10 protein-coding genes are annotated in these 13,966 nt (G+C 34.4%); 6 read left to right on the top strand and 4 right to left on the bottom strand.

The window, feature by feature from the left end; genetic code table 11:
* Positions 1-31: 31 nt before the first annotated feature.
* Positions 32-1,543 carry a sensor histidine kinase gene (locus MODO_RS14580; RefSeq protein ID WP_006260576.1) on the bottom strand — a complete coding sequence of 504 codons (1,512 nt, stop codon included), beginning with the start codon at positions 1,541-1,543 and terminating at the stop codon, positions 32-34.
* Between the two features lie 58 nt (positions 1,544-1,601).
* A complete protein-coding gene (locus tag MODO_RS14575) occupies positions 1,602-2,819 on the bottom strand; it encodes an exo-beta-N-acetylmuramidase NamZ family protein (RefSeq protein WP_006260577.1) in 1,218 nt (405 codons plus the stop codon).
* A 7-nt stretch (positions 2,820-2,826) separates the two neighbouring features.
* Here MODO_RS14575 and MODO_RS14570 point away from each other — a divergent pair, with 7 nt between their 5' ends.
* A complete protein-coding gene (locus MODO_RS14570; RefSeq protein ID WP_016650225.1) occupies positions 2,827-4,062 on the top strand; it encodes an ABC transporter permease in 1,236 nt (411 codons plus the stop codon).
* A 450-nt stretch (positions 4,063-4,512) separates the two neighbouring features.
* Complete coding sequence (locus tag MODO_RS14565) at positions 4,513-5,004, top strand: hypothetical protein (RefSeq protein ID WP_006260579.1); 492 nt, start codon at positions 4,513-4,515, stop codon at positions 5,002-5,004.
* 233 nt (positions 5,005-5,237) lie between these two features.
* Here the strand turns inward: MODO_RS14565 and MODO_RS14560 are convergent, their stop codons facing one another.
* A complete protein-coding gene (locus MODO_RS14560) occupies positions 5,238-5,849 on the bottom strand; it encodes a DJ-1/PfpI family protein (protein ID WP_006260580.1) in 612 nt (203 codons plus the stop codon).
* A 102-nt stretch (positions 5,850-5,951) separates the two neighbouring features.
* The gene (locus MODO_RS14555; protein WP_036496596.1) at positions 5,952-6,956 is read right to left on the bottom strand and encodes a GlxA family transcriptional regulator; all 1,005 of its coding nucleotides are present in this window, start codon (positions 6,954-6,956) and stop codon (positions 5,952-5,954) included.
* 270 nt (positions 6,957-7,226) lie between these two features.
* On the opposite strand from MODO_RS14555, the gene MODO_RS14550 reads away from it, so the two are divergent.
* Genes MODO_RS14550 through MODO_RS14535 form a run of 4 tightly spaced genes read left to right on the top strand, consistent with a single transcriptional unit; the run spans position 7,227 to position 13,966 of the window.
* Complete coding sequence (locus MODO_RS14550; RefSeq protein ID WP_006260582.1) at positions 7,227-10,055, top strand: TonB-dependent receptor; 2,829 nt, start codon at positions 7,227-7,229, stop codon at positions 10,053-10,055.
* Between the two features lie 12 nt (positions 10,056-10,067).
* A complete protein-coding gene (locus MODO_RS14545; protein ID WP_006260583.1) occupies positions 10,068-11,291 on the top strand; it encodes a DUF4876 domain-containing protein in 1,224 nt (407 codons plus the stop codon).
* A 10-nt stretch (positions 11,292-11,301) separates the two neighbouring features.
* Entirely contained in the window at positions 11,302-12,819 is a 1,518-nt protein-coding gene (locus tag MODO_RS14540) for a DUF6850 family outer membrane beta-barrel protein (protein ID WP_006260584.1), read from the top strand.
* Positions 12,820-12,835: 16 nt separating this feature from the next.
* Positions 12,836-13,966 carry a cytochrome-c peroxidase gene (locus tag MODO_RS14535; protein ID WP_006260585.1) on the top strand — a complete coding sequence of 377 codons (1,131 nt, stop codon included), beginning with the start codon at positions 12,836-12,838 and terminating at the stop codon, positions 13,964-13,966.

Genomic DNA, 13,966 nt, shown 5'->3' with positions numbered 1-13,966 from the left:
ATGGATGGAATAGGGGAGTGAGTGGATAACTTTAACATTTGATCAAAGGCAAAATGCAAATAAATTTACCTTCTTCACATTTTGTCTCGTATCCGATAACGTTATAATAGTTATAGATTGAATCTAAGTATTTTAGACCAAAAAGCTCACTCTCTGAAGTAGTCTTTTTAGGTTGATAATTATTCGTGATAATTACTTCATCATCATGGATTAATATCTCTATAAATAAAGGATGTTCTGTAGTAGCTATATTGTGTTTAAGCGCATTTTCTACACAGATTTGTAATCCTAAAAACGGGATTTTTTGATGTGATTTCTCTGTTCTTTGATCGAGTAAATCAAAGTGTAATTCTTTCGTAAATCTAGTTTTCTGTAGCGTGATATACTTTTCTATAAACTCTACTTCATTCTCTATGTCTACAATGTTTTCTGCAGGAGGTGTTATTAAGTAACGGTAAGTTTTACTTAAATTTAATGTAAACTTCTGTGCTGTTTTAGGCTCTAGCTCTATGAGCATATAGAGAGAGTTCAACGAATTAAATAAGAAATGAGGATTGATCTGATTCTTTAATTGTTGCAATTGAATTAAAGCTTTCTCTTTGCTAATCTTCTCATTTTCTACAGCTAATAACTCTTTCTCTAGATAGGCTTTCTTATTCGCCATACTGAAGATATAAAACAGAGAGAATAGAATAGTTACAGTTGTCAGAAAGATAAGAATCGTATTGCGTCTGATCGGTTTGATATTATCATCTACGTTAAACTTTGGAAAGTTGACTGTAATATAACCAGAGAAGTTTTCGGATTTAAAAGGACTGATAAACCGGAATACTTCTAAGTTTAAGTACTCAGAGTTAACGATAGGAGGATTAGCAGGATCTGTTTTTCGGACGGTATCTTGAGCAGAGAAGTTACTAAGCTCAAATACATTTTTACCCATCAGACTATCTTCTGGATGGTAAATGCATAGCCCGTCTTTAGTGAATATATAAGCGTAGTTCGGTGTCGTCACATCTATATTCGTTAGGTATTTATGGTATAGTGCCATATCTACTACGATACCGTAGATGAGTCGTTCGTTATTGGCGATAGGCGTACTGTGATACATCAGCCAGTATTGGAAACCATTTTGTTCTACAAAAGTGTTTTTATGAGAATGATCAGGGTTCGCTAAGATTATTTTATTGAATATATTATCCTTATCTATCTCTCTATCCCTTCCTATATGAGCCTCTATAATCTCATTGTTCTGATTTACTCTGAAGTACCAGTTTAGAGAGACTACACCATCTAGGTTATACATCTGATTAAGCGTCTCATACTTTAGAGAAAGTTGACCTATCGGAGTGTTTTTAGTGATATAGTCTAGAGAGTTTAGATGACGATCTATTTTATTAAACTCTAGTTCTAACGAACGTAACTTCTGATAAAAGTTTTTAGAAGTGATATACTTATAAGTGTCTTCATTGCTCTGATTAATAGAAGAACTCAACATATATATAGCACCTATCGTAATCATTAGAATAACGATTCCGATTGCCATAAAGGTTTTGCGCGATATAAATATTTTGTTCTTCAATGTTTTTGTTGAAGTTTATAAGTTAGTTGTGATATAGTAAATAAGGCTGACGTGTAATCTTAAATTTATCTAACCCACTTTGCCATGATTGACGAATTTCTTTCTCTGTTTTACCAGCTGTGATTTGCGCTTTTAAGTCAGCAGTACCTGCTAGTTTTATAAAGAAGTTAGTAAAGAATTTATCTTTATTCGTAGAGCTATTGTATGCTTTTAACAACCATTTTAGTTCTATTTTAGACACCTTATGCTCTTTAGACAAATTCTCTCCATAGCACAGCTTACCATTGTTCATAGGGTCTTTAGCACCAGCGTTAGGCTTAGGAGTGAATTGGTAAGGCATTTTCGTTAAGAAAGGCGAACCATATACCTGAAACTGTAAGTCTGTCCCTCTACCAGAGCTAACATTAGTCCCCTCGAAGAAGCATAAACTAGCATATAGATTTATAGCCTGATCATTAGGTAGATTAGGTGAAGGTGCTACGGGTAGTGAGTAGCTCATCTGTCTAGTATAGTTATCTACAGAGATTACAGTCAGGTCACACTGTACTCCATTCGCTAACCATTTCTCTCCATTGATCATTTTAGCATATTCTCCTATTGTCATTCCATGCATCGCAGGAATAGGGTGCATCCCTACGAAGCTTTTATTCTTCATATCTAGTGTAGGACCATCTATAATCGCGATATTAGGATTAGGTCTGTCTAATACGATCACAGGGATGTTCTGTTCTGCACACGCTTCCATTAGATAGTGTAGAGAAGAAATATAAGTATAGAATCTCGCTCCTACATCCTGTAAATCAAATAACATAATATCTATGTTTTTTAATTGATCAGCAGAAGGTTTTTTATTATTCCCATATAGAGAAATGATAGGTAAGCCTGTCTTCATATCCTTGCCATCTTTTACTAGTTCACCAGCATCAGCTGTACCTCTAAAGCCGTGCTCAGGAGCGTAGATTTTCTTTACATTCACTTTGTTTTCTAATAAGAAGTCCACTGTAGAGGTATAAGAACCATCAGCATTCTTAATCACTCCTGTTTGGTTAGTCAGTACTCCTACATTTTTGCCTTTTACTAATTCAAAGTAAGCAGATAATCGTTCGGCTCCTACTGAGATAGTATTGTTATTATCATGTGTATTAGAGGTGTTTTTTGCATAAGTATTAAAATTAACACTTAGTGCTAATAGACAGACTAAGAATAATAATGTATTTTTGAAACTTGAATTCGATATCATATTTATTTTGAAATTAGAATATTTTATAACTAAACGACTTGTCACTACTAAGAACTATAAAAGTAGTGTATCCGCACCAATTATTAAAATTGCAATTACAGCTATTGCATTAGGCATGATCATGATGCTTATCTCTGTTGCAACAGGTTTAGGATTGAAATACAAAATTAGAGATAAAATTTCAGCTTTTAGCGGTCATATCGTAATAACTAATTATGATAGTAATGTTACAGATATTACACTTAAGCCGATAGATGTAAGTGTAGTACAGTCTGATGATATTAAGAATATAGAAGGAGTAAAGAAAATACAGTCTTATGCCTCTAAGGCTGGTATTATAAGAACAGAGGATTCTTTTGAGGGAATTATTTATAAAGGAGTAGACTCTCTTTATGATTTAAACGAGATTAAGGATTACCTAGTAGAAGGGAGATTGCCGAAGTCGGCTGATGGAATGAGTAATGAAGTACTACTGTCTCAATATATAGCAGATAGAATGCACTTTAAAGTAGGGGATAAAATCACGACTTACTTTATGAAAGAATGGGGAAATAAGATTCCAAATGTTCGCCAGTTTGAGATCGTAGGGATATATAATTCGGCATTACAGCAGTTCGATGCAAATATTGTAATAGGTGATATAAAGCATGTACAGCGCCTGAATAGATGGAAGGCAAATGAGGTAGGAGGATTTGAGGTAGTTTTAAATAGCTTTGATCAGATTGAACAAAAAGGGCAAGAGTTCTATGTGAATTTACCTTCTACTGTAGACAGTAAGACTATTGTAGACAAGTATAGCAATGTATTTGGTTGGATAGATATGTTTGACTTTAATATAAAGATTATCATTATTATTATGATTGCGGTAGCGTCTATTAATATGATAGTAGCTTTATTAGTACTAATACTAGAGCGTACACAGATGATCGGAATATTAAAAGCCATGGGTGCTGATAACTGGACGATTAGAAAAGTGTTTTTATACAATGCGACTTACCTAATAGTAAAAGGATTACTTTATGGTAATCTTATAGGATTAGGATTATTGTATATACAACAGTATTTTGGTTTGATTAAGTTAGACTCTACAGCATATTATGTGAGAGAAGCCCCTGTCTTGATTCGATTTAGCGATGTGCTTTTATTAAATTTAGGAGTAGTAGTCATTGCATTTTTAGTATTGCTTATCCCATCGTATATGATTACTAAGATTAGCCCTATAAAAGCGATTCGTTACGATTAATAATAAGGATTTTTAAAATATATACATAGCCTCTAGTACTTCTATTGCAGAAGTATTAGAGGCTATTTTACTTTTGGAGTGAGTGCATTTTGTTTTGGGGTAAGTCCGTAGTGAGTCCGTTATGAGTCCGTAGTGAGTCCGTTTTTTTGACTTAAATAACGGAGATACTATGGATATATATTAGTTGTACTTAGAAGTCATTAAAAAGAAGATAGTAAGGTAGGTAGTGAAAGAGTAATAGTATGTCTATAAAGAGTTTGTGTTAAGAAGGAGAAGTGTTTTATTTTTTTGTTTTCGTTTTTATTTTAGAAAATGATTGTTTTTTTTATTAAAAAATAAGTTTTATGTTGGTGTTTTTAGAGTTCGATAATTCGGTTTGTTACTAGAATTAAGGTTGTTCTATAAGGGATGAACATAAGATAGATATGAATTTAAAAGAAAAGAAAACCTATGAGTGGAATCATGGACATGATTAAAAAGTTTTTTATTGGATCTGAAGAAGATAATAAAGAAACGAAATTAAAGATGAAGTCTTTTTTAAGACAAGCACTTAATCGAGACGATGTAGAAGAGTATACAATAGTGTATGGTAAGACTAGTAAGCATTCTAATTATATAGTAGCGAGTCGTACTACCTATTATAGCTATATGGTCGCTTTTAACAAGGGAACAGGAGAGATTATTATCGTACCTATAGACTCTGAATTAACTACCTATGGAGATCCTATCTTTGTTACGAATATGAATTTAAAGAAAGCTAAATTGATCATGTTAGGTGTTGTGTTCTCTTTTTCTTTTAATGATAAGAGTACTATAGAATTTGAAGTACTAGAGGTTAATACAAAAATAGTGAATTTCACTGGAGGTTATGAATTACCTATTTCTCAAAAAGAAGAAGCGAAGTTGTTTAAACAGTTCTTTAAGAATAAGTTTAATTGTTAGAAAGATTGTAGAAGGGAATCTATTGTTGAGTAGATTATTGATTTACAGAATTATGTCTTAGATGTACAAATCAATACTGCTAAAATTAATGGGTATATTCTAGAAGAAAATTAGAAACTGTAAGGCAGTCATTTTAATTCGACTGTTATCATGATTGTTTTATTGTTCATGACTGGATTCGTTTTTTTGATAAGCTATAAAAGGCGACTTAGTAATTAAGTCGCCTTTTGGTTTTATGATTTGTATTCAAATAATTGGGTGATCGTTTGACCTATTTCTTCACCAAGCTGTTTGCTGACTAAGTATAGAGCACCATCTATACCTGCTGTGATACCTGCAGTAGTCAATACAGTATCTTGATCTACATAGCGCACACCCGTTATTACTTTAGCTTTAGGGGTAGCTTGTTTAAGAGCCTCTAGTGCCATAAAGTGTGTCGTTATCTCTAAGCCATCGAATACATCCGTATTACTCATCAGTAGACTACCTGTACAGACTGTAAATAACATTGCACCTTGCTGATGTTGATTTATGATCCAAGAAGTATAGGTATTCTGAAAATACTCGTCTTGTAGATAGTTCATGACGATGTCAGGGTTAGCTCCTGGTAACACTATGATATCAGGTGTAGGACAATCTTCGAAGCTGTATTGTGGTACTATTTGCGTAGTATTCGCTTCTGTTTTGACCACTTCTTTCGTAGCAGAGACTAAGTAATGATTATAACTGTTGGGTTTAAGTACATTCGCTTTGACGAATACATCTAATGGACCATTTAGATCAAGTACTTCTACTTGATCAAAAATGATAAAGGCTACATTAAGGGGGCGGTTTGTTGTTGTCATATTTTACTGTTGATAAAAGGCAATAGGAGATCTGTCGAAGGTTGGCTTCGATATCGGTATTGTCTTAGGTTATTCGTGATTATTTAGTTGGGTAACTAAATGCTAAAGGTTAATTCTCGTAGATTGGAAAACACTTCTATAATGAGTAGGAGTGACTTTGACTAGTTTGACAAATGCTTTTCTAAATACATGATCAGAAGTATATCCTACTTGAGTAGCTATTTCTACTATAGAGTAAGTTGTAGATTCTAATAAACGCTTAGCATATTCTATTCTCACACAGTCATTAAAAGCACCTGGAGTCATTCCTGTTTCTTTCTTAAATACCCTAGAAAAGTTGCGTTCACTCATATAGACATGATCTGCAAGTTCTGCAATAGTCACTGCTTGCTGAGTTAGATGATCTGTGATATACTGTTTTACTTTTCTAACTAAAGGAGTTAGTTCTATATCAGTGGGTATTAATGTACTATAGAGTTCTTGTGTGTTTGTTCTTTTTAGATTTACTACTAGATATCGTGATACATCAGAGGCTAGGGTATATCCATTGTCCTCTTCTATTAAGGCTAGAGCTAAGTCTATACCAGAAGTAATTCCTCCAGAAGTATAGATATTGTCATCTTTGATATAAAAGTGATCATAGGTCAGTCGAATAGAAGGGTAAGTATCTTGAAGCACTTTAGCATATTGCCAGTGTGTAGTTACTTTTTTATTGGTTAATAATCCTGTTTTGGCTAGTAAAAAAGCTCCTATACAGATAGAACCTATACGCTTTACAGTAGGTTGTATTCCCTTTATCCAATGCAATACAGCAGGATCATAGTCATGCGTTAGGTCTGCCTTAGACCCAGCGATGAGTAACGTATCTAATGGAATATGTTGGTCATAAATGGTATAATCACACTGTACACTAATGCCTGCACTAGTAAGTACACTTTTGTCTACTGTTCCAGAGATTAAGTGGATTTGATATTGAGTAAGTGCGGATGTAGCTGTGCGAACCATGATTTGATTAGCAGTATTGAATACATCACTCGGCCCTGCGAAGTCCAGTAGCTGTACTTGAGGTAATAATAGAAATCCGATATGATGTAGTGGGGTATTCATACTGCTATCATGTTTAATGATAAGACAAAGGTAAGAAGGCTTTATGATGTATAAATGACACATAACGTACTTTTTCTGCCATAATTGAAGATATATTAAGGAATGAGTCATTGTTTTATTTAGATTGATTTGAGTTTAAATGTTAATTTTTGTCAGTTAAAAGCTTGTTTGACTGTATTTTGAGTTTTGTTATTTAAATTACTTCTAAATAATATTGTTTAGAATGATTTTAGATTATACATTTGTCCCATAAAACATAATACAGTCGTGATGCTCAAACACTTTACTATTATCACACGACCAACCCAACTAACTATTATTATCTTATCGTTATTCATTCACTTTCTCAGTTATGGGCAGAATACTCGTTCTCCTATCTCTATCAAAGTGCAGAATGAGTATGGAATGGCTATTCCTACAGCGGTGGTGATGCTAAAAAGTGATAAGGAGTCTGTCTTAGAACTTACCAATGAGGCAGGTGAAGTAACTTTTAAACTAGTACCTGATAACTATCTTTTAGAAGTACAGCACATCAGTTATTCTTTTTACAGTCAAAAGCTAAATACCTTAACGCACAATAACCTTACAGTTGTCTTAAAAGCTGAAACGAATCAATTAGAAGAAGTCGTGATTACAGCTAAGGAAGGAACGGGACTTACGAGTACTTCTGTGATTAATAGAAGAGCTATGCAACATCTACAGCCTTCTAGTTTTACTGACTTAATGGAATTAATACCTGGGGGTAGAGCACAAGATCCGTACCTAGGCGGTGTCAATAAAATACAGCTGAGAGAAGTAGGTAGAGTAAGCTCTAATATAGGGGGTGTTGGAAATAAACAATATGACACTTCTTCTCTTGGGACTTTATTTGTAGTAGATGGAGCCCAACTGAACTCGGGTGCAAACCTTCAGTATACTTATGGCTATATGGATAATGTTTCGTCAGGTGTTAATAAGAATATCAATATTAGCTCAGGTGTTGATATGCGTACAATATCAACAGACCAAATAGAGAAAGTAGAAATCATAAGAGGAATCCCTTCTGTAGAATATGGTAACCTTACTTCTGGTGTAGTAAAGATCACGAAGAAGAGTGGATATTCTAAATGGCAAGCACGTTTTAAAGCAGATGGATATAGTAAACTATTTGCGGTTAATAAAGGTTTTGAATCTAAGGATAGTAGCTTTAAGGTAAATGTAGGGTTAGATTATCTAAATGCTAAACCAGAACCTCGCAATGATTTAGAGAGTTATAAGCGTGTGACAGGTACTGTACGTGTGAGTAAGGATAAGAATTTAAACAATGGAGGATTGTTCTCTTGGGTATCTAACCTAAGTTATACAGGGTCTATAGATGACGCTAAGTCTGATCCAGATATTGACCTGACAGGTGCGAATAAATATAAAGTGGATAATCAGTTCTATAGTCTGAGTAATATAGTGACTTATGAGAGTAGAAATGAATCTTTCTTTAGAAGTATAGAATTACAGACTACGTTTAATCAACGTTTCGATAAGATTAACCAGACAAAGTTTGTACAGCTAGAGGCAGCTACAGCACTACCACTTTCTACTGTGGATGGTGAGTACGATGGTTTTTTTCCTACGGCTAATTATATTGCAGAGAGTGTAGTAGATGGTAAGCCACTAGATATCTTCGCTAAGGTAGTGAGTGCATTTCGTTATAAGATGTCTGCTATTTCTACAGATATACGTGCTGGTATTGATTGGCAGTATAGTAAGAATAACGGTAGAGGTCAGGTCTATGATATCTATAAGCCTTTAGATCCTAAATCTACTTATAGAAATAGAGCATATAAGGATATTCCTGCTTATGTAACGACGGCTTTGTTTGCAGAGCATATTTCTTCTGCGAAATTTGGACAACACGGTCTAACATTAGCATTAGGTGCGAGAGGATCTATTATGCAAAACTTGTCTAATGATTTCACTATGAGTGGAAAGATGTATATCGATCCACGTGTGAATGTACAATGGACATTGCCCTCTTTTGTAGTAGCGAATAAGGAAGCAAAAGTAGACTTAACGTTAGGATGGGGACAGCAGAGATTATTCCCTGACCTAAATCTTCTTTATCCTGAGAAATATTATAGAGACGTTCAGCAGTTAAACTATTTTCACAGTAATCCTGATTATCGTACAGTTAATTATAAAACGAGCGTTTTTGACCCACAGAACAAAGCATTGACTCCTGCCTTAAACAATAAGCTAGAGGCTAGGTTAGATTTGAATTGGGGTTTTCATCAGCTGACTTTTACGGTGTTTAAAGAAAGAATGAGCAACGGGTTTAGAACGATGAACCAGTATGGAATCTTTGATTATAAGAGATATGATACTTCTAGTATAGATCATGATCATATCACAAGTGTACCGAATAAAGAGGATCTTCCTTATGAACAATTTAATGAAAACTTCTTATACAATTTCTCTCGTAATGGTAGTAGAACAGATAAGGAAGGAATAGAGTTTCAGTATAGTTCTAATAGAATTCCTGTTATTAATACTCGTGTTACAATTAATGGGGCATGGTTTAGAACTAAACAGGGCAATAGTTTGCCAACTTATAGACGTGGTAACTCTAATGCAAATGTGAATGGTAAGCCTTATCCGTACCTAGGACTATACGATGAAATGGAACCTAAGAGCAAATACGAACAGCTAAATAGTAATCTATTATTAGATACCTATATCCCTAAACTAGATTTACAATTCTCTACTTCATTTCAGTTTAACTGGTACTACTTAGCAAAGAATGAACCGATGAATGGAATGCCTAGCTACTATGTAGGAGTAGATGGAGAATTACGACCTTATGATGCAGAAGAGGCAAAGGGAACATTATTAGAACAATTAGTAATCCCACAACATAGCAATGCAGATAAATCTAGGAGAACACCTATGCTGATGGATGTGAACTTAAAGCTATCTAAGAGTTTTAGAAACAAGCAGATCACAGTGTCTATGTTCGCTAATAAGTTATTTACCTACTATGCTCCATATTCTGTGAATGGGACTAAGGTAAATAGAAAGGGACTAAGAGACCCTTACTTCGGAATGGAAATAAATTTTAATCTATAAATACTTATAAAAATGATAAAACGACTTTTACAATCATTATGCTTACTACTAGTGGTATTAGGTTTTAATGCTTGTTCTTCTGATGACAATAGCAATATGACAGGGGATGAGCAGACTTTCGTAACATTCTGGATTAATGATCCTCAAGGTGCGAAGATAGAAGAGATAAAACAGATGACTATCAAGTTGACAGAACTAAACTCTAATAAGAAAACAGAGTTAGTATATGAAGGAGATAAGAAAATACAGAAAGCACTTCCTACAGGTACTTATGATATCACAGTAGAAGGTGTAATCACACATAAGGTAAATGGTGTAGTAGAGGAGAGTAAAGTAGGTAACTTTATTAAAGGTGTAGTGATCTCGGGTAGAGAAATGACTAAGGCTATCGATATCGTATTTAAAACAAGTAGTACAGGTTTTGTAATAGAAGAGGTATTTTTCGCAGGGACTAAGACACCACAAGGACTTCAGTATACAGATGACCAATACTTCAAAATAACAAATAACTCTGATGAGGTATTGTATTTAGACGGAATGTTATTTGTACAATCTAAGTTTATGACAAACGATAAGCAAGATTATACACCTAATATTATGAGTGAGGCATTGTCTGCTGGAGCTATTTTACAGTTCCCAGGTAAAGGAAAAGACCACCCAGTAGAGCCAGGCAAATCGGTAATCTTTGCAGAGAATGCTATTAACCATAAAGAATTTAACAGCAACTCAATTGATTTGACTAACGCAGAGTTTCAGAATTTTAGAGATGGAGTACATGATGCAGTAGGGTTAAAAGCTGCTAAAATGATTACGATTCACGATGAATTAGTGATTAATATTCAAGGAAGTTATGCTTATGCTTTAGTAAAAATGCCTGAGGGAATGACAACGGAGAAGTTAGTAGTAGATAATATATATGATTATGAGTACGAAATGATATTCGGAGGAGAAGTATATCCAAGTGTAGATTCTGCTATTAAAATTCCAAACTCATGGATAGTAGATGCTGTAAACTTAGGTATTGCAGATGAGTATATGTGGAATGTAACATCTCCATCAGTAGATATGGGATATACTTATATCACACAGCATGTAGGGGATGAAGGAAGATATGGTAAGGCTGTAAGAAGAAATGTAATAGGTAAAAATGCAGCAGGGAACAATGTTCTAAAAGATACTAATAATTCGACAGTTGACTTTGCACCTGCAGTAAGACCGTCATTATTTAAATATTAATTAGTGTAGTATGAAGCACTTTCATTTTGGGTTATGTTTCTTGTCATTGTTGAGTACTGTATTGGGATATGGTCAGCAGTCAGATTCATTGGCAATAAAAGTAAAGGAGAAGCAAGATGTAATACGTCATTTTGAAGAACCTATTTATGTCAATCCATCTCACTATTTAGACTATAGAAAGTACAGTTTAACTTCTTTCGAAATCGCAAAGCAGAATAGTAAGAATGAAACAACTTTAGCTCAAGAGGGCAAAAACAGAGATGATTTGTCTTTTCAAGCTGAAGCTTACCATAAATTAGATAAGCATAGTGCTGTGTGGGGCAGTGCTACTTATCAACAGGGTAAGCGTAGAGATGTAATGTGGAATGAGAGTGCAGATTACGACTTAATATTTCCGTATGTGGTAGCTGATAGCGTAGGAGGAGATATTAAGTATGAAGATTATCACATCGAAGGTGGTTATGCCCAACGATTAGGAAAGTACAATATCGGTATCTCTGGTTTTTATAAAGCGAAGATGGAATACCGTAATATAGACCCTAGACCTAAGAACCTCTCTGCTCGATTAGGAGGGAATATAGGGGTGAGTAGAGTATTTAAGGAGCTTTTTACTATAGGGGTAAATACCTCAATAGAGAAATATACACAGAAACACAAGATGGACTTTTATAGTCCTACTGGATTTCCTGTGATATATGAGATGAGTGGAATGGGAAACTTCAATAATCTATTGAAAGGAAAAAGAAGAGAGGCTTATTATGATGGTTGGAGGTATGGCACTTCTCTACAAGTATATGATACTTCTCAGAAGAAGTGGTTTGCCACAGTGGGAATGAATATTTTTAGTTTTGAGAAGTTACTACCTGATTTTTATGATCTGCAAGTTTCTAAAATTAAAGAGGTAGAACACTTTTTGTCTATAGGGAAGCTATTTGATGTACAGGCTACTCAGTTAGGTGTTCGCTTAGATGGGAACATGAAGACGAGAAAGGGTACAGAGAATTTGTTTGTCAATGTGAGCGTTACAAACTATTTAAAGATAGGGCAAGAAGAACAATATAAATACGAGAATAAGAGTCTTAGATTAAGTGGAGTATTTAAGTATGAAACTTTAAATAGTGTGTATAGTATCTTACCGTATATAGGAATATCTCAAGAGGTAGAGCGTTATAAAAAGCCTTATACTAAAACAGATATTCAGTATACCTATATAGGAGCAGATTTGCAATGGATGTACACATTTAAAGATAGAAGCCTATTGACAGTAACGTCTAATTGGAAGGTAAGACAAACTGCTAAAGAAAAGGCTGCTTTTAATTATGGAAATAGCAATGCTATAAATCAAATGCTACTTGATAACTATGCTGTTCAGATCGCAGAGTATTGGGAAGGAAGCTTTAAGGTTCGTTATGATTTTGCTTTGCCGAAAGTAATAGATGTATTTGTAGGTGGAGAGTATTATTTCCAAAACTATAAGCAGTTTCAAAACAACAGTAGTGTGATGATGAGTTTAGGAATTACGTTTTAAAAGAGAGAGAAGATAGATGAAAAAAAAGATAGGTGTTATTATTGGGGCGGTTTTACTATTCATAGGATACACTAATTTCGAAGTAAGATCAGTTTCTGAATACACAGAGATTACGGATCAATATAAAAGACCTATAAGCTATTGGCCTAGTCCGATAATAGATAAGAGTGTAGAATGGAAAGAGTTTGGGGCAATAGAGGTAGATACATTATACTATGAGACACAAGATTTGCCAGAAGTGGTATTAGGTAAGGCACTGTTCTTTGACCCTAAGTTATCAAAGTCTAATCAGATATCTTGTAGCTCTTGTCACGATCCTGAAATGGGATGGACAGACCATAGACAGGTATCACTGGGGAATGATCATTTATTAGGAGCTAGGAATACTCCTTCTTTATACAATATTGCTGAGCGTAGTTCTTTCTTTTGGGATGGTAGAGCATTAACGTTAGAAGAGCAAGCGATGGGACCTTTATCTGCTCATCACGAAATGGATATGGATGTCAAATCACTACCTGCGAAGTTAAGCAAGTATAAAGAGTACAAACCCTTGTTTAAAGAAACTTACGGAGATGATAAAGTGACTTATGAAAGAATAGTGGGTGCAATAGCTACTTTTCAAAAGACAATCAAAAGTCAGCCTAGTCGTTTCGATAAGTTTATACAAGGGGAGTATCAGTACCTAACAGAACAAGAGATATATGGAATGCACTTATTTAGAACTAAGGCAGGATGTATGAATTGTCATCATGGGAAATATCTTACTGATGAGTCTTTTCACAATATAGGGTTGACATATTATAAGAGAGAGTACGAAGATTTAGGACTGTACTTACATACCAAAAAAGCAGAAGATGTAGGGAAATTTAAAACTCCTTCTTTAAGAGATCTATTAGTGACTAAGCCATGGATGCATAATGGGTTAATGGATGACTTAGAAGGAATAGTGAATCTGTATAATAGTGGGATGCACATGATAGATCCTACAGAGGAAGAGAAAGCATTAGATCCGCTCTTTCCTCTAACAGATCCACTGATGAAACCATTAAAATTAAATGAGAAAGAAATAAAAGCTATTGTAGCATTTTTAGAATCAATGTCAGGAAGTTACTATAAAATGGAACGTCCTATATTTCCAACGAAGTAA

Origin of the sequence: Myroides odoratimimus (assembly GCF_001485415.1) — a bacterium.
Taxonomy (GTDB): Bacteria; Bacteroidota; Bacteroidia; order Flavobacteriales; family Flavobacteriaceae; genus Flavobacterium; species Flavobacterium odoratimimum.
This window is presented reverse-complemented; position numbering and strand designations above follow the sequence as displayed.